A 16,028-nucleotide genomic window follows, 5' to 3' on the forward strand; every position below is an offset into this window, starting at 1 on the left:
CGTGCGGGGAGGAGGATCGCGTGCGCGAGCCCACCACCCGCCTGCGGATCGACCTGGCCTACGACGGCGAGCCCTTCGCGGGCTTCGCCGCACAACCTGATCAGCACACCGTGCAGGGCGTCCTCGAGGACGCCCTGTCGCGTGTCCTGACCCGGGGGGAGGTCGCGGTCAGCACGGTCGTGGCCGGGCGGACCGACCGGGGCGTCCACGCCGAGGCCCAGACCGTCCACGCCGACGTCCCCGCGGACGCCGGGTGGCTGGCCGACCTGCCGAAGCTGACGCGGATCCTCGACCGGATGGTCGGCCCCGCGATCACGGTCCACCGGATCCGCCGGGTGCCGGCGAGCTTCGACGCCCGCTTCTCAGCGACCCTGCGCCGCTACCGCTACCGGCTGTGCGACGCGCGGGCGATGCCGCCGCTGTGGCGCCACGACACATGGCACATCGGGCGACACGACACCGAGCCCGTCGACGTCGACGCCATGGACGCGGCCGGTCAGTCGCTGGTGGGCGAGCACGACTTCGCCAGCTTCTGCCGCCGGCGGGAGATCCGCCTGTCCGACGGGCGCCGGGTGGAGGGCACGACCATGCGGACCGTCACCCGCCTCGCGGTGCGGCGGTCCCGACCCGCCGGCCTCGTGCTCGTCCGCATCGACGGGACCGCGTTCTGCCACCAGATGGTCCGCTCGATCACGGGGACCCTCGTCGAGGTCGGTCGCGGTCGCCGTCCCGTCGACTGGGTCGGCGAGGTGCTCGACGCCCGCGACCGGTCCGTCGCCGGACCGGTCGCCCCACCCCAGGGTCTGTCCCTGGTCGGCGTCCGCTACTGAGGCGGCGCCGGCGGGCCGACGACGCCCGGGGGCAGGTCGATCGATCCCGTCAGGACCACGTGGCGGCTGCCGGCGTCGCTGAACGCCATGTGGACCGTGGCCCGGCCGGAGGTGTCGACGGCCACGGTGCAGGGGCCGGTCGACGGCTCCCAGAAGAAGTGCTCGTCCTCGAGGTCCAGGACGAGGGCGAACCACAGCGGGTCCCAGTCGTCGTCGTGGGCCGCCCGGAGGTCGTAGGTGCCCGGGCCGCGGTACCCGGGGATGGCGAGGGACAGCGCGCGCGGAACGGCACGGCTCCCTCGTCGACGTCCGGCTCGACGGTCACCAGCAGCAGGTCGTCCGCTCGCTCGGCGTCGACCCGCAGGGTGGCGGCGAGCGGCCCGGACAGGTCGCCCGCCACGACGAGCGCGCAGCCGTGGGAGACGTGGAGCGCCGCCCGGCGCTCGGCCTCCTCCGCGGCCTCACGGGCCTCGCGACGGGCCTCCTGCTCGTCGAGCCGACGCCGCAGGCCCGGCAGCAGCAGGTCACCGACCTGGCGCTCGGACTCCCGGCGGGCCTCGTACTCGATGGCGTCGATGCGCTCATCGGCGCCGCGCGACCCTGCGCGCCTTTCGGCGCGACGGTCAGTGCTGAGCTGCTCGGTCAGCCAGCGCTTCGCCAGGCCCATGAGGGGGTTCGATGACACGGCTCTCTCCGGGGTCGGGGTCGATCTCGCCGCGACGGTACGGGGCGGAGGGCCGGCCGGGCCCGGCCCGTGGGGTCCTGCAACGCCCGTGCAACGCTCGTCGGTCGCCATCCCCACGTCGTCCGGCGCCCGCCCTCGACTGACCGCACGTTCTCCCGGAGGGTGCCCGGGGACGTGCAGTTGGCCGGACCCCGCGACCGGACGACGTGCAGTTGGCCGGGACCGCGACCGGACACCGTGGCGATGACCCGGGACCGCGACCGGACGAGGTGCAGATGAGGGCCGTCCGCCCCTGCCGCCGGGTCGGTTGCAGCCCTTCCGGACCCCCGAGTACAGTGTGCTGTCCGCGCCGAGGCGTGGCGGTGGGCTCTGCGTCCACACCCGCCCACCGACGGCGCCGCGCCGGGCCCCGCGCCAGATGCACCCGCAGACGCACGCGAGCGCGCCCGACCCAGCCGCCCACCTCCGATCCCAGCGGACCGATCCATGCGCACGTTCTCCCCAACCCCTGCCGACATCGACCCGAAGTGGCACGTCGTCGACGCCGACGGCATGGTCCTCGGCCGTCTCGCCACGCAGGTCGCCCACATCCTGCGCGGCAAGCACAAGCCCACCTTCGCGCCCCACATGGACATGGGCGACTTCGTGATCGTGGTCAACGCCTCGAAGATCCGGCTGACCGGCAACAAGGGTCGCGACAAGTGGACCTGGACCCACTCCGGCTACCCGGGCGGCATCAAGGGCAAGCCGATCGGCGAGGTCCTGGCGGACAACCCCCAGCGCCTGGTCGAGGACGCGGTCAAGGGGATGCTCCCGAAGAACACGATCGGCCGCAAGCAGCTGCGCAAGCTCAAGGTCTACGCCGGCCCCGAGCACCCGCACGACGCCCAGAACCCGCAGCCCCTGGCCGCGCAGTAACTAGAGGACCCCACCGATGAGCAGCCTCGAATCCCTGGAATCCTTCGAGCCGACGGCCGAGGACGCCCCCGTCGCCGGCCGCAGCCGCGAGATCCACACCGGCCGCCGCAAGCGGTCCGTGGCCCGCGTGCGCCTCGTCCGCGGCACCGGCCAGTTCACGATCAACGGCCGCAGCCTCGACGACTACTTCCCCACCGAGATCCTGCAGATGACGATCAACGAGCCCTTCAAGGTCACCGAGACCATGGGTGAGTGGGACGTCATCGCGCGGATCCACGGCGGCGGCATCTCCGGCCAGGCCGGTGCGCTGCGCCACGGGATCGCCCGTGCGCTCGAGGCTCAGGACCCCGAGTGGCGCCCGCCGCTGAAGAAGGCCGGTCTGCTGACCCGAGACGACCGCCAGGTCGAGCGGAAGAAGTACGGCCTCAAGAAGGCCCGCAAGGCCCCCCAGTACTCCAAGCGCTAGCCCTCACTCGACGGCCGCACCGCTCCGCCGGTGCGGCCGTCGTGCCGTCCAGGGGCCTGGAGGAGGTAGAAGGGAGACCCATGGGCCAGTTCTTCGGCACCGATGGCGTCCGCGGGGTCGCCAACGACGAGATCACGCCCGAGCTCGCGCTGGGGATCGGCCGGGCGCTGGTCCGCACCCTCCGGGAGGAGGGGGCGCCCCGGCCGCGCGTCGTCATCGGACGCGATCCGCGGGCGAGCGGGGAGATGCTCGAATCCGCCGTCGCCGCGGGGATCTGCTCCGCCGGCGGGGACGCCGTCGTCCTCGACGTGGTGCCGACGCCCGGCGTGGCGTTCCTGACCGCAGCGCTCGGGGCGACGGCGGGGGTCGTGATCTCGGCCAGCCACAACCCGGTGGCCGACAACGGCATCAAGCTGATCGGCGCGACCGGCCACAAGCTGACCGACGCCGAGGAGGCCCGCGTCGAGGAGCTGCTGCAGCGCTTCGACTCCGACCGCCCGACCGGCACCGCGATCGGCCGGAAGACCCACGTGCCGGGAGCGGTCGAGACCTACATCGCCCACCTGGTCGCCGCCGCCGGGGGCATCGACCTCCGCGGCCTGCACGTCGTGGTCGACTGCGCGAACGGGGCGGCCAGCCACGTCGCGCCCACCGTCCTGCGCCGGTTGGGCGCCGAGGTCACCGCGATCGCCGCGATCCCGGACGGCACGAACATCAACGACGGGGTCGGGTCGAACCACCCCGAGCACGTCGCGAAGGCTGTCGTCGCCGAGGGTGCCGACCTGGGCCTCGCCCACGACGGCGACGCCGACCGGGTGGTGGCCTGCACCGCGGACGGCGACATCGTCGACGGGGACATGATCCTCGCGGTCCTGGCTGCCCACCGCGCGCGGACCACGGGGCTGGAGGGGGTCGTCACCACGGTGATGACCAACCTCGGGTTCAAGCGCTGCATGGCCGAGCTCGGCATCGACGTCGTCGAGACCAAGGTCGGTGACCGCTACGTCCTCGAGCACATGCTCTCGTCCGGCTACCCGCTCGGCGGCGAGCAGTCGGGGCACCTGATCTCCACGGACCACGCGACCACGGGCGACGGGGTGCTGTCCGCCGTGCTGCTGCTGAGCGCGATGGTCGACCAGGGCGCGTCGCTCGCGGACCTCGCCACGATCATGACCCGCCTCCCGCAGGTGCTGGTCAACGTCGCGGGGGTCGACAAGCGCGCCCTCGACGACGCCGCGGGGGTGTGGGACGCCGTGAGCGCCGTCGAAGCCGAGTTGGGTGACGGCGGGCGCGTCCTCCTGCGGCCGTCCGGCACCGAGCCGATCGTCCGGGTGATGGTCGAGGCCCTGACGATGGACGACGCGCGTCGCCACGCGGACGACCTCGCCGACGTGGTCAGGCGCCTGCTCCCCGCCGCCTGAGGGACCGGCGATCTGGCTCAGGCCGTCGGCTCGCGGGGGGCGATGATGCGCGGCAGGACCGCCGCGACCAGGAGGGACCCGACAGCCGTCAACCCCACGGCTGCGATGAGGCCCACGGCCGAGGCCACCGCGCCGATCACCACCGGCAGGACCAGGATCCCGAGGCGCGGGGCGGTGCCGACGATGCTGGCCCCCATGCCCTGGGGGAGGCCGAGGGTCGCGGCGATCCGGTCGCCGGCGCCGAACAGGAGCGGGAAGTTGCCGGCGACGCCGGCTCCGGCGATGGCCAGCGCCACCAGGGCGGGCCACGCGGTGGCGGTCGTCCCCGCTGCCAGCAGGCCGACGGCCATCGCGACGGCCGCGGCGCCGTTCCCGAACCGGATGACCGTGCGGGGGCCGAGCCGGTCGATGAGGGGGTCCACGACGGCGCGGCCGGCCAGGATGCCCGCGCTGAACACGACCGGGCCCATCCCGGCCAGGCCTGCGGGGGCGTCCAGCGCGCGTCGCAGCATCAGCGCCGACCAGTCCTGTGGCGACTGCTCCGCCAGGACCGTGGCGATGGTGGCGAAGACGAGCCCGCCGACGACCAGCCACCCGTGCCCGCTGAGCCGGATCCGGCGTGGGCTCGCGGGGGCGATCCCGGGAGCGGGGGGCGTCACCTCCGCACGTCCCGTGCGACCGTTCGCGTCGACGCTGGTCCGCTCCCGCATGCGGCTCGCAGCCCACAGCTGCAGCGCCACCGCGATCACCGCGACGCCAGCCATGTGCGCGCCGACGGGGACGCCCAGCCCGGCCATCGCGGCGCCGACGGCTCCGCCTCCGGTCGACCCGACCGACCAGATGCCGTGCAGGCGTCCCATGATCGACCGGTCCCGCCGGGACTGCTCGCCGAGCGCGGCCTCGTTCATCGAGATGTCGTGGCCGGCGTCGGCGAACCCGGCGAGGCTGAGCGCAGTCGCCAGCGCCAGCACGCCGGGGGCCAGGGCCACGGCGATGACGGATGCGGCGGTGAGGACGCCCATCAGCGCCGTGGCGCGCACGACCCCGGCCGACCGAGCCACGAGGGGGGCGCCCAGGCCGCCCACGAGCCCGCCGATACCCGCACCGGCCAGGGCCAGGCCGAACGCCGCCTCGTCCGCGCCGGTCTGCGCGGCGACCTGGGGGTAGCGGGGCAGCAGGCTCGAGATGAGGATCCCGTTCACGAAGAACGAGACCGCGACGGCGCGGAGGGCACGTCGGTCGACGACGGCCGACCCGACCGGCGACGACTCGGTGGGCATCGCACCGAGGTTGCCAGCGGCGGCGTGGCCGGCAACGGGCCCGACGTGGCAGCCTGACCAGATGCTGTCCGACGACAACCCGTTCGCCGACCCGAGCGACCTGCCCTACGGCCTGCCGCCGTTCGACCGGATCCGCGCCGAGCACGTCATGCCGGCGTTCGAGGCGGGGATCGCCGCCCAGCGGGAGGAGTGGGAGGCCATCGCCACCGACCCGGAGCCCCCGACGGTCGGGAACACCCTCGAGGCTCTGCAGCGGTCCGGCCAGCTGCTCGACCGGGTCCTGACCGTCCACTTCACCCGGTCGAGCTCGGTCATCGACGACGACGTCCGCGCCCACGACGAGGCGATCGCCCCCGCCCTGGCCGCCCACGCCGACGCGCTACGCCTGGACGGGCGGATCTTCGCTCGGGTCGACGCGCTGCACGACCGCATCGACGAGCTCGGCCTCGACGCCGAGCAGCGCCGCCTGCTCGAGCGGACCCACCTCGACTTCACCCTGGCCGGCGCCGACCTGGACGACGATGACAAGGCGCGGCTGGCCGCGATGAACGAGCGGCTGTCGACGTTGACGACCGCGTTCAAGACCACGCTGGTGGACGCGACCACCGCCAACGCGCTGCACGTCACCGACCCCGCCGACCTGGCGGGGCTGTCCGCCGGCGCGATGGCCTCCGCCGCGGCCACCGCCGAGGCCCGCGGACTCGACGGCTGGCTGCTGACCCTCGTCCTGCCGACCGGCCAGCCAGCCCTCGCCTCCCTCACCGACCGCCGCACCCGCGAGCGGCTGCACCGGGCCGCGACCACCCGCGGCCTCGGCGGCGACCACGACACCCGCGGGCTCCTGGTCGAGATCGCGGCGCTCCGCGCTGAGCGGGCCGCCCTGCTCGGCTTCGCCACACACGCCGACCACGTCCTCGCCGACCAGACCGCCGATGACGTGGACGCGGTCATGGCCACCCTCGGCGGGCTGGTCGGACCCGCGGTGGCCAACGCCGCCGTGGAGGCAGCCGAGCTCGAGGCGCTGCTGCACGCCGACGGGCACGAGGGCCCGCTGGAGCCGTGGGACTGGGCGTTCTACGCCGAGCGGGTCCGCCGCGAGCGCTTCGGCGTCGACGAGTCCGAGCTCAGCGCGTACTTCGAGCTCGAGCGCGTCCTGGTCGACGGGATCCTGGCGGCGGCGACCCGGCTGTACGGCATCACCTTCCAGCCCCGCCCCGACCTGCCGACCTACCACCCCGACATCACCACCTACGAGGTGTTCGACGCCGACGGCTCGGGGATCGGCTTGGCGCTGGTCGACCCGTTCGCGCGGGACTCCAAGCGCGGCGGCGCGTGGATGACCACCCTCAGCGACCAGAGCCACCTGCTCGACGCCCGTCCGGTCGTGACCCTGACCCTGAACGCCCCCAGACCCGGCGCTGGACAGCCGCCTCTCCTCACCGTCGACGAGGTGGAGACGGCCTTCCACGAGTTCGGCCACGCCCTCCACGGGCTGTTCAGCGACGTGACCTACCCGCGGTTCTCGGGTACCTCGGTCCCGCGCGACTTCGTCGAGTTCCCCTCCCAGGTCAACGAGATGTGGGCGTTCGACCCGGAGATCCTGCGCGGCTACGCGGTCCACCACGAGACCGGTGAGCCGCTCGACCCCGCGGCGATCGAGCGGTTGCAGGCGTCGAGGCGCTACGGCGAGGGGTTCGCCACGACCGAGTACCTGGCCGCCACCCTCCTCGACCTGGCCTGGCACCGGCTGCCCGCGGGGACCGCGATCGCCCCAGAGGACGTCGAGTCGTTCGAGGCGAGCGCCCTGCGCGACGCCGGCGTCGACGTCCACGCCATCCCGCCGCGCTACCGCTCGACCTACTTCGCCCACATCTTCGCCGGGGGGTACGCCGCGGCGTACTACTCCTACCTCTGGTCGGAGATCCTCGACGCGGAGCTGGTCGAGTGGTTCGGCGAGCGCGGCGGCCTCCGCCGCGAGAACGGCGACATCTTCCGCGAGCGGCTCCTGGCCCGCGGCGGCTCGGTCGACCCGATGCAGGCCTTCGCCGACGTCCGAGGCCGCCCGCCGACGCTCGACCCGCTGCTCGACCGGCGAGGTCTGCGCCCGCGCGAGCCGTAGGGGCTCCGCCCGCGCGACGTGTGCCGACGTTCGGCGCGATCGGGGCCTGCCTCGCCTGACGGCGAGGTTCGGCGCGATCCCACGCCCAGCCCAGCTCGCACGTGTGCCGACGTTCGGCGCGATCGGGGCCTACCTCGCCTGACGGCGAGGTTCGGCGCGATCCCACGCCCAGCCCAGCTCGCACGTGTGCCGACGTTCAGCGCGATCGGGGCCTATCTCGCCTCACGGCGACGTAGGCCCCGCTCGGGGCCTACGTCGCCCCGCGCCCGGACCGCCCCGCGCCTGGACCGCCCCGCGCCTGGACCACCCCGCGCCCGGACCGCCCCCGTCAGGCCACCGGCGCCGGCGGGGTCCTGATCCCCTCCGGGGCGATGACCCGGTAGTCCGTCGAGCGCTCCGCCACCGGGCGGCCCGCGGCGGCCGCGAGGGCGCGCAGCTCCGACGGGTCCTTCTTCACCCCGTGGTCCGCCCCGGCCATGCGGCTGATCGTCTCCTCCATCAACGTCCCGCCGAGGTCGTTCACGCCGGCGCGGAGCAGCTCGACCGCCCGCTCGACGCCGAGCTTCACCCAGCTCAGCTGCACGTTGTCGATCTGGCCCTGCAGCACGAGGCGGGCGACCGCGTGGACGCGCAGCGAGTCCTCCCACGCCGGACCCGGGCGGGCGACACCGGCCAGGTAGATCGGCGACTGGGCGTGGACGAAGGGGAGGGGGACGAACTCGGTGAACCCGCCGGTCTCGGACTGCAGCCGTCGGAGCAGCCACAGGTGCGCGGCCCAGTGGCGGGGCTCGTCGACGTGGCCGAACATCATCGTCGACGTGGACGGGATCCCCAGCCGGTGCGCGGTGCTGATGACCTCGACCCACGCGTCGGCGGGCAGCTTGCCCTTGGTCAGGACCCAGCGGACCTCGTCGTCCAGGATCTCGGCAGCCGTCCCCGGGATCGAGTCCAGCCCGGCGTCCCGCAGCGACCCGAGGAAGGCCTCGATCGAGACACCCGCCCGCGTGGCCCCGGTGACGACCTCCATCGGGCTGAACGCGTGCACGTGGATGTCCGGGACCCGGTCCTTCACGGCCCGGATGATCCGGGCGTAGTGGTCCGCTGGCAGGTCGGGGTGGATGCCGCCCTGGATGCACACCTCGGTCGCGCCGACCGCCCACGCCTCCGCCGCCCGGTCCGCGACCTCGTCGAGGGAGAGGGTGTAGGCGTCGGGGTCGTCGCGGCGCTGGGCGAACGCGCAGAACCGGCAGCCGACGTAGCAGACGTTCGTGAAGTTGATGTTCCGGTTGACGACGTAGGTCACCACGTCCCCCACCCGGTCGGCGCGCACGGCGTCGGCCGCCTCGCACAGCGCCGCGAGGTCAGGCCCCTCGGCACCGAACAGCACGAGCGCCTCGGCCTCGGTGGGCGGTGTCCCGTCGACCGCCCGGTCGAGGATGCCCTCGACGTCCCCGTCGACCCGGACCCGCGGTGCCGGCGTGGACCGCTGCCGGCGCGACGACAGCTCCTCCGCCGCGATCAGCGCCGTGTCGCCGGACACGTCGGCGGCGTCGGCCCGCAGGACCCCCTCACCCCGTGACCAGCCGGTGACCCCGTCCCCCGCCGCCGCGTCGGTCCAGCGGCCGTCGTCGCCGACGGCCTCGAGCGCGTCGGGGGCCTGCCAGCGCTGCGGGGTGGGCACCCGTCCCTCCACCGCCAGCCCGTCGGGACCGGCGAGGGCCCGCACGACGTGGCGCATCGGCCCCGCCAGCCACGGGTCGGGGGTGCGGACGTAGCTCGGGTACGCGCACAGCCGCTCGACCAGGCGCTTCCCCGCGGCTGCGGTCCGGGCCGCCAGCTCGTCGAGGTGGGGCCAGGGCGCCTCGGGGTTGACGTGGTCCGGCGTGACCGGCGAGACGCCGCCCCAGTCGTCGATGCCGGCGCCGACGATCTGCTCGACGTCGGCGGGGGAGAGGTTCGGCGGCGCCTGCAGGTGCACCTTCGTCGGCAGCAGCAGCCGGGCGACGGCGATCGTCGCGAGCAGCTCGTCGCGGTCGGGCTCCGGCGCGTGGCGCATCGCGGTGTCCGGCTTGGCCCGGAAGTTCTGGACGATGACCTCCTGCAGGTGGCCGTACCGCTTCGCGGTGGCCGCCAGCGCCATCAGCGCGTCGACCCGCTCGGCGTGGGTCTCGCCGATCCCGATCAGGATCCCGGAGGTGAACGGGACCGCGTGCTTGCCGGCGTCCTCGATCGTCCGCAGCCGGACGGCCGGCACCTTGTCGGGCGACCCGTGGTGCGGCATCCCCCTCTCGCCGAGCCGGTCGGCGGCCGTCTCGAGCATCATCCCCATCGACCCGGACACCGGCTTCAGCGCGGCGATCTCCGTCCAGCTCATCACCCCGGGGTTGAGGTGGGGGATCAACCCCGTCGCCTCGATCACCGCGATCGCGGCGGCGCGCAGGTAGGCGAGGGTCGAGTCGTAGCCCCGCTCGTCGAGCCACCGCCGCGCCGCCGAGTACCGCGCCTCGGGGCGGTCGCCCAAGGTGAACAGCGCCTCCTTGCACCCCGCCCGCCGGCCCTGCTCGGCCACCTCGACCACCTGGTCGATCGACATGAACGCCGGGATGTCGCCCTTGGGCGGCCAGGCGAACGTGCAGTACCCGCAGGTGTCGCGGCACAGGTGGGTGAGGGGGATGAACACCTTGCGGCTGTAGGTGACGGTGTCGCCGAACGCGCCGTCCCGGACCCGTGCGGCGACGCCCATCAGCGCGATCAGGTCCTCGCCCCGCGCGCCGACGAGCGTGGTCGCCTCGTCCGCGTTGAGGACCTTTCCGGCGTCGGCGCGGGCCAGCGCCCGCCGCATGGCGTGGGTGCGGGCGGGGGCCTGGGTCATGGGCGGTCAGGCTAGCGCCGCCGCCCGGCGACCCACCAGCTAGCGCAGGCGACCCATGAGCTCGACCATGTCGAGGTCGTCGTGGAGCTGGTGCTGCAGCATGAACCGGCTGACGCCGGCCTCGCGGTAGGCGTCGAGCCGCTCCTGGGCCTGGTCGACGGTGCCGACGACCCACTCGTGGCGGAGCCCGTCCAGCCACCCCTCGACATCACCCTCGGCCTGCGAGATCTGCATGAGCCGCTCGGCGCGGCGGCGCACGTCGGCGTCGTCCTCGCCGAGGATGCAGCCGGTCATGATCGAGAGGGGGAGGGGGTCGCGTCCCGCCTCCTCACAGGCCGCGTCCAGCCGTCCACGCCGCTCGGTGACGGCGTCGATCGAGGGGAACGTGGTGTTGTACTCGTCGGCGTACGTGGCGGCGAGGCGGGCCCCCCGCGGTCCGGCGGCACCGCCCATGATCAGGTGGATGTGCCCGAGGGGCTTGGGCAGCGCCCCGCAGGACTCGAGGGTGTAGTGGGTGCCGCTGAAGTCGACGGCGTCCTCGGTCCACTGGCGGGTGATGATCTCGAGCTGCTCGGCCAGCACGTCGTAGCGGGTCGACGTGTCGTGGAAGTCGAAGCCGTACATCCGGTGCTCGAGCTCGTTCCACCCTGCCCCGATCCCGAGCTGCACGCGACCGCCGGACACGTGGTCGGCCGTGACCACCTGCTTGGCCAGCACCGAGGGGTGGCGGAAGGACGTCGGCGACACCATCGTCCCGAGCAGGATGTCCTCGGTGACGGCGGCCAGCGCCGACAGCGTCGCCCACGCGTCGAGGGACCCGCGCTCGGTCCGGCCCTGCACGCTCGCGTAGTGGTCGCTGCGGAACAGGCCCTCCAACCCGGCGTCCTCCGCCGCGTCGGCCAGCGCCAGCCACTGCGCCCAGGTGACGTCCTCTTGCCCTTCGATCATCAGGTTGATGCCCATGGCCCCAACCCTGCCCGTGGAGGGGTGGGGGGACACCGTGGCTAGCCTGTCCCGCCATGGACGTGGTGGCTCTGGCAGGGGGGATCGGCGCGGCGCGGTTCCTGCGCGGGCTCGTCCGCGCCGTCGACCCGGCGCGGTTGACCGTCGTCGCGAACACCGGCGACGACATCACCGTCCACGGGCTCCACGTCTCGCCGGACCTCGACACGATCACCTACACCCTCGGCGGCGGGGTGCACCCCGCGCAGGGCTGGGGGCGTGCCGACGAGGCCTTCGCGGTCGCCACCGAGCTGCGGGATCGCTACGGCCGTCCGGACTGGTTCACCCTCGGGGACCGGGACATCGCCACCCACCTGGTGCGCACCGAGGTGCTCAGCCGCGGCGGGCGGCTCAGCGACGCCACGCGGGTGATCACCGACGCGTGGGCGATCCCCTTCCGCCTCCTGCCGATGACCGACGACGACGTCACCACGATGATCGAGACGGTCGACGGCCACCGCCTGCACTTCCAGCGCTGGTGGGTCGGCGAGCGCGCGGAGCCCCCCGTGGCGCAGGTCCGATTCGACGGCGCCGAGCGAGCCCGGCCAGCCCCCGGCGTGATCGCGGCGATCCAGCGCGCCGACGTCGTCGTGCTCTGCCCCTCCAACCCGGTGGTGTCGATCGGGACGATCCTCGCCGTCCCCGGCATCCGGGAGGAGCTGGCCGCGAAGCCGGTCGTGGGGGTCAGCCCGATCGTGGGCGGGCGGGTCGTGCGCGGGATGGCCGACAAGCTGCTCGGGGTCGTGGGCGCCGAGACCTCCGCGGCCGGCGTCGCGGGGCTGTACGCCGACCTGCTCGACGCCTGGGTCATCGACGACGCCGACGCGGACGCCGCGGACGGGCTGCGCGCCGGCGGGCTCGCCGTCGCGGTCACCGACACGATCATGTCCGACGTCGACGTCACCACCGCCCTGGCCCGCACGGCCCTCGGCCTGGTCACCTGATGGGCGGCGGGGTGGCGCACGTGGGGGGAGTCCGCTCCCCGCAGCGGATGGAATCGACATCTCTGAGGGGGAGGGGTGGGGACCCCCCGTGGAGGGATTCGACACCTTCGAGGGGGAGGGGTGGGGGTGCTGATGGCTACTGGTGCGGAAGAGCGGTGGAGTGCACGGGAGATCAGCGCCCGGATGTCGAATCCATCCACGGGCCGGTCTGCACGGACACCCTCCGGAACCGCGACGGTGTCGATTCCATCCGGGTGGCCAGCACTCCCCACCCCACCCCCCACCCCGCGCCGCACCCGGCTCGCGGGCCCGCGATGACCGGGGAGGTCGTGGTCACCCCGGTCCAGGGGGTCGGGGAGGTCACCGCGGGCGCCCCGCTCGCCCGACTCATCGCCGACGCGGTCGACCTGGTCGACGGCGACATCGTGGTGGTGGCCTCCAAGGTCGTCGCCAAGGCGGAGGGGCGGGTCATGCCGCTCGGCGACGGCGAGACCCCCGAGGACGCGCGCCGACGTCTGGCCCTGGCCGACGAGGTCGTGGCGGAGACCCCCCACGTGGTGATCGTCCGGACCGCCCACGGGCACGTCTGCGCGAACGCCGGCATCGACGCCTCCAACGTCCCCGGCGGCGGGGTGCTCCTCCTCCCCGCCGATCCCGACGCGAGCGCGGCCGCCCTGCGCCGCGACCTGGCCGCCACCGCCGACGTCGGCGTGGTCGTGGGCGACCCCTTCGGGCGGGCGTGGCGGCAGGGCCAGACCGACGTGGCGCTCGGCGTGGCGGGTCTCGCCGCCCTCCGCGACGAGCGCGGCACCGTCGACCGGGAGGGGCGGCCGCTGTCGGTGACCCTGGTCGCCGTCGCCGACCAGCTCGCGGGCGCCGCGGACCTGGTGCGCGACAAGGCCGCCGGCGTACCGGTCGTCCGCATCCGCGGCCTCGGCCACCTGCTCGGCGCCGCGGGGACCGGCGCGGACCTGATCCGCGCACCCGCGGAGGACCTCTTCCCCCACGGCCGTGGCTGGCTGGCCCGACGGCTCGCGACGGGGGAGGGCGCGCCGGTCCGCGACACGAGCCCCGCGGCCTGGGAGTGGGACCTGGTCCTCCGCGCGGCCGGCGGCGGGACGCGGGACGGCGACCGGCTGGTCACCGACGACGGGTTGGTCGCCGGGCGGGCGGAGGCGTGCCTCCTCGACCTGGGCTACCCCGTCGACCTGGTCCACGGTCCGGAGGGCTACGCCGTGGTGGTCCGCCCCTCGCCGTAGCCTGGCCCCATGTGCGGAATCATGGGCTACACCGGTGCCGACCAGGCGCTGCCGATCCTCATCGACGGGCTCGCCCGGCTGGAGTACCGCGGCTACGACTCCGCCGGCATCGCGGTCATCGGTGACGGAGGGGGCATCGAGGTGGTGAAGCGGGCCGGCAAGCTCGCCAACCTCACCGACGCGCTCGGCGATGTCGGGCCTGCCGGCCACATCGGCATCGGCCACACCCGCTGGGCCACCCACGGCGTCCCGAACGACGTCAACGCCCACCCCCACACCGACCCGACCGGCGACATCGCCGTCATCCACAACGGCATCATCGAGAACTACGCCGAGCTCAAGGCCGAGCTGATCGAGCGCCGCGGCGCGGTGTTCCGGTCCGACACCGACACTGAGGTGATCGCCCACCTCGTCGCCTCGCTGTACGAGGGGTCCCTCCCCGCGGCCGTCCGGGCCGCGACCGCCCGCTTCGAGGGCCAGTACGCCTTCGCCGTCATCGACCGGCGCCACCCCGACGTGATCGTCGCGGCGAAGCGGGCCGCCCCGATGATCCTCGGCCACCTCGACGGCGGCGCGCTGCTGTCGAGCGACGTCGCCGGCCTGATCGCCCACACCGCGGACGTCGAGGCGCTCGAGGACGACCAGGTCGCGGTGCTGACCCCCGACGGGATCACCGTCACCGACCTGGACGGCACCCCGACGGAGGGGCACCGCTACACCGTCGACTGGGACGTCGAGGCGGCCGAGAAGCAGGGCTACGACCACTTCATGGCCAAGGAGATCCACGAGCAGCCCCGCGCGGTGGCCGACACCCTCCTCGGCCGCGTCGACGCCGACGGTCGTATCGCGCTCGACTCCGTCGACTTCGACCCCGCCCTGCTGCGCGCCGCGGACAAGGTCTACGTCGTCGCCTGCGGCACCAGCTACCACTCCGGGATGGTCGCCAAGTACGGCATCGAGCACTGGGCCCGCATCGGGGTGGAGGTGGAGATCGCCAGCGAGTTCCGCTACCGCGACCCGATCCTCACCCCCAACACCGTCGTGGTGGCGATCAGCCAGTCGGGGGAGACCGCCGACACCATCGCCGCCGCGGAGTACGCCCGCGCCCAGGGCGCGAAGGTCGTCGCGGTCACGAACATCGTCGGGTCGACGCTGGCCCGGCTCGCCGACGCGGTGATCTACACCCGCGCGGGCCTCGAGGTCGCCGTCGCGTCGACCAAGGCGTTCATCACCCAGGTCGTCGCCCTCGACGTGCTCGCGCTGTACCTGGCCCAGGAGCGCCGGCAGATGTTCGCCGAGGAGTGCCGCGACGTCCTCGAGCGGTTGGAGGCCCTGCCCGCGCTCATGGAGCGCGTCCTGGCCGCGGAGGACCAGATCGCCGAGCTGGCCCGGCGCTTCGCCGACGCCGACTACGTGATGTTCATCGGTCGCCAGGTCGGGCTGCCGATCGCGTTGGAGGGGGCCCTCAAGCTGAAGGAGATCAGCTACGTCCACGCCGAGGGGTTCGCCGCCGGGGAGATGAAGCACGGCCCGATCGCCCTGATCGACGACGGGGGGCCGGTGATCGCCCTGGCCACCGACGGGCACGTCAAGGCGAAGGTCGTCTCGAACATCCAGGAGGTCAAGGCGCGCGGCGCGGTCGTCCTGGCCGTCGCCACCGAGGGCGACACCGAGGTGAAGGCCCACGCCGACCACGTGATCTACGTCCCGGACGTCCACGAGCTGCTGTACCCGGTGCTGACCGTCCTGCCCCTCCAGCTGCTCGGCTACCACATCGCCGTCGCGCTCGGCCGCGACGTCGACCAGCCCCGCAACCTGGCCAAGACCGTCACCGTCGAGTAGCCGGGGCCCGCTGTGATCGTCGGGGTCGGCATCGACCTGATCGAGATCGACCGGATCCGTGCCGCGCTGTCGCGGACCCCGTCGCTCCGGCGGCGCATCTGGACGTCCGCGGAGTGGGAGGGGTGCGCCGACCGCGTCGAGCGGCTCGCAGCGAGGTTCGCGGCCAAGGAGGCCGTCGCGAAGGCCATCGGCACCGGCGTGCGCGGGTTCTCCCTCGTCGACGTCGAGGTGATCAGCGACGGCGTCGGCCGCCCCTCCGTCGTCCTGCGCGGCCCGGCCATCGCCGTCGCCGAGGCGCGCGGTGTGGCCGTCGTCCACCTCTCCCTCACCACCTCCGACGCGGTCGCCGCTGCCTACGCCGTCGCCGAGGGCTGACCGGAGGGGACCGAC

General features: G+C 74.0%; 14 protein-coding genes. 10 read left to right on the top strand and 4 right to left on the bottom strand.

Annotated elements, in window-relative coordinates; all coding sequences use genetic code 11:
- Nucleotides 1-20: 20 nt before the first annotated feature.
- On the top strand, nt 21-830 hold the full coding sequence (gene truA, locus ACEQ2X_RS16205) for a tRNA pseudouridine(38-40) synthase TruA (protein WP_370326869.1): 810 nt from the start codon (nt 21-23) through the stop codon (nt 828-830).
- On the opposite strand, the gene ACEQ2X_RS16210 is transcribed toward truA, so the two are convergent.
- The gene (locus ACEQ2X_RS16210) at nt 824-955 is read right to left on the bottom strand and encodes a hypothetical protein (protein WP_370326870.1); all 132 of its coding nucleotides are present in this window, start codon (nt 953-955) and stop codon (nt 824-826) included. The genes truA and ACEQ2X_RS16210 overlap by 7 nt on opposite strands.
- Before the next feature lie 290 nt (nt 956-1,245).
- Between ACEQ2X_RS16210 and ACEQ2X_RS16215 the strand changes: the two genes are divergently transcribed.
- From ACEQ2X_RS16215 to glmM, 4 genes are all read left to right on the top strand, one after another.
- Nucleotides 1,246-1,512: a hypothetical protein gene (locus ACEQ2X_RS16215; RefSeq protein WP_370326871.1), complete on the top strand. Its 267-nt coding sequence runs from the start codon at nt 1,246-1,248 to the stop codon at nt 1,510-1,512.
- Nucleotides 1,513-2,001: 489 nt separating this feature from the next.
- Nucleotides 2,002-2,433: a 50S ribosomal protein L13 gene (rplM, locus tag ACEQ2X_RS16220; RefSeq protein WP_370326872.1), complete on the top strand. Its 432-nt coding sequence runs from the start codon at nt 2,002-2,004 to the stop codon at nt 2,431-2,433.
- A gap of 16 nt (nt 2,434-2,449) precedes the next feature.
- Nucleotides 2,450-2,899 carry a 30S ribosomal protein S9 gene (gene rpsI / locus ACEQ2X_RS16225; RefSeq protein ID WP_370326873.1) on the top strand — a complete coding sequence of 150 codons (450 nt, stop codon included), beginning with the start codon at nt 2,450-2,452 and terminating at the stop codon, nt 2,897-2,899.
- 80 nt (nt 2,900-2,979) lie between these two features.
- Complete coding sequence (gene glmM, locus ACEQ2X_RS16230; protein ID WP_370326874.1) at nt 2,980-4,320, top strand: phosphoglucosamine mutase; 1,341 nt, start codon at nt 2,980-2,982, stop codon at nt 4,318-4,320.
- A gap of 17 nt (nt 4,321-4,337) precedes the next feature.
- Here glmM and ACEQ2X_RS16235 read toward each other — a convergent pair whose 3' ends face one another.
- Complete coding sequence (locus ACEQ2X_RS16235) at nt 4,338-5,600, bottom strand: MFS transporter (protein WP_370326875.1); 1,263 nt, start codon at nt 5,598-5,600, stop codon at nt 4,338-4,340.
- Nucleotides 5,601-5,661: 61 nt separating this feature from the next.
- On the opposite strand from ACEQ2X_RS16235, the gene ACEQ2X_RS16240 reads away from it, so the two are divergent.
- Nucleotides 5,662-7,719 (top strand): M3 family metallopeptidase, encoded by a 2,058-nt coding sequence (locus tag ACEQ2X_RS16240; RefSeq protein WP_370326876.1) that lies wholly within the window; start codon nt 5,662-5,664, stop codon nt 7,717-7,719.
- Between the two features lie 328 nt (nt 7,720-8,047).
- Here ACEQ2X_RS16240 and ACEQ2X_RS16245 read toward each other — a convergent pair whose 3' ends face one another.
- Together ACEQ2X_RS16245 and ACEQ2X_RS16250 are read right to left on the bottom strand one after the other, a co-directional pair.
- On the bottom strand, nt 8,048-10,591 hold the full coding sequence (locus ACEQ2X_RS16245) for a bifunctional FO biosynthesis protein CofGH (protein WP_370326877.1): 2,544 nt from the start codon (nt 10,589-10,591) through the stop codon (nt 8,048-8,050).
- Between the two features lie 39 nt (nt 10,592-10,630).
- Entirely contained in the window at nt 10,631-11,554 is a 924-nt protein-coding gene (locus ACEQ2X_RS16250) for a TIGR03560 family F420-dependent LLM class oxidoreductase (RefSeq protein ID WP_370326878.1), read from the bottom strand.
- Nucleotides 11,555-11,610: 56 nt separating this feature from the next.
- On the opposite strand from ACEQ2X_RS16250, the gene cofD reads away from it, so the two are divergent.
- The 4 genes from cofD (at nt 11,611) to ACEQ2X_RS16270 (ending at nt 16,013) form a co-directional block, all read left to right on the top strand.
- Nucleotides 11,611-12,537, top strand: a complete 927-nt coding sequence (gene cofD, locus ACEQ2X_RS16255; protein WP_370326879.1) for a 2-phospho-L-lactate transferase — start codon at nt 11,611-11,613, stop codon at nt 12,535-12,537.
- A 314-nt stretch (nt 12,538-12,851) separates the two neighbouring features.
- Nucleotides 12,852-13,796, top strand: a complete 945-nt coding sequence (gene cofE / locus ACEQ2X_RS16260) for a coenzyme F420-0:L-glutamate ligase (RefSeq protein ID WP_370326880.1) — start codon at nt 12,852-12,854, stop codon at nt 13,794-13,796.
- A gap of 9 nt (nt 13,797-13,805) precedes the next feature.
- Entirely contained in the window at nt 13,806-15,638 is a 1,833-nt protein-coding gene (gene glmS / locus ACEQ2X_RS16265) for a glutamine--fructose-6-phosphate transaminase (isomerizing) (RefSeq protein WP_370326881.1), read from the top strand.
- 12 nt (nt 15,639-15,650) lie between these two features.
- Nucleotides 15,651-16,013, top strand: coding sequence for a holo-ACP synthase (locus ACEQ2X_RS16270; RefSeq protein ID WP_370326882.1), 363 nt, complete (start codon nt 15,651-15,653; stop codon nt 16,011-16,013).
- Nucleotides 16,014-16,028: the final 15 nt, after the last annotated feature.

Source organism: Euzebya sp. (genome assembly GCF_964222135.1).
Lineage (GTDB): Bacteria > Actinomycetota > Nitriliruptoria > Euzebyales > Euzebyaceae > Euzebya.

Bases quoted from the DNA above. Each gene is read 5' to 3' on its own strand.
- rplM (WP_370326872.1), top strand. From the start codon at position 2,002: ATGCGCACGTTCTCCCCAACCCCTGCCGACATCGACCCGAAGTGGCAC.
- rpsI (WP_370326873.1), top strand. From the start codon at position 2,450: ATGAGCAGCCTCGAATCCCTGGAATCCTTCGAGCCGACGGCCGAGGAC.
- glmM (WP_370326874.1), top strand. From the start codon at position 2,980: ATGGGCCAGTTCTTCGGCACCGATGGCGTCCGCGGGGTCGCCAACGAC.
- ACEQ2X_RS16235 (WP_370326875.1), bottom strand. From the start codon at position 5,600: ATGCCCACCGAGTCGTCGCCGGTCGGGTCGGCCGTCGTCGACCGACGT.
- ACEQ2X_RS16240 (WP_370326876.1), top strand. From the start codon at position 5,662: ATGCTGTCCGACGACAACCCGTTCGCCGACCCGAGCGACCTGCCCTAC.
- ACEQ2X_RS16245 (WP_370326877.1), bottom strand. From the start codon at position 10,591: ATGACCCAGGCCCCCGCCCGCACCCACGCCATGCGGCGGGCGCTGGCC.
- ACEQ2X_RS16250 (WP_370326878.1), bottom strand. From the start codon at position 11,554: ATGGGCATCAACCTGATGATCGAAGGGCAAGAGGACGTCACCTGGGCG.
- cofD (WP_370326879.1), top strand. From the start codon at position 11,611: ATGGACGTGGTGGCTCTGGCAGGGGGGATCGGCGCGGCGCGGTTCCTG.
- cofE (WP_370326880.1), top strand. From the start codon at position 12,852: ATGACCGGGGAGGTCGTGGTCACCCCGGTCCAGGGGGTCGGGGAGGTC.
- glmS (WP_370326881.1), top strand. From the start codon at position 13,806: ATGTGCGGAATCATGGGCTACACCGGTGCCGACCAGGCGCTGCCGATC.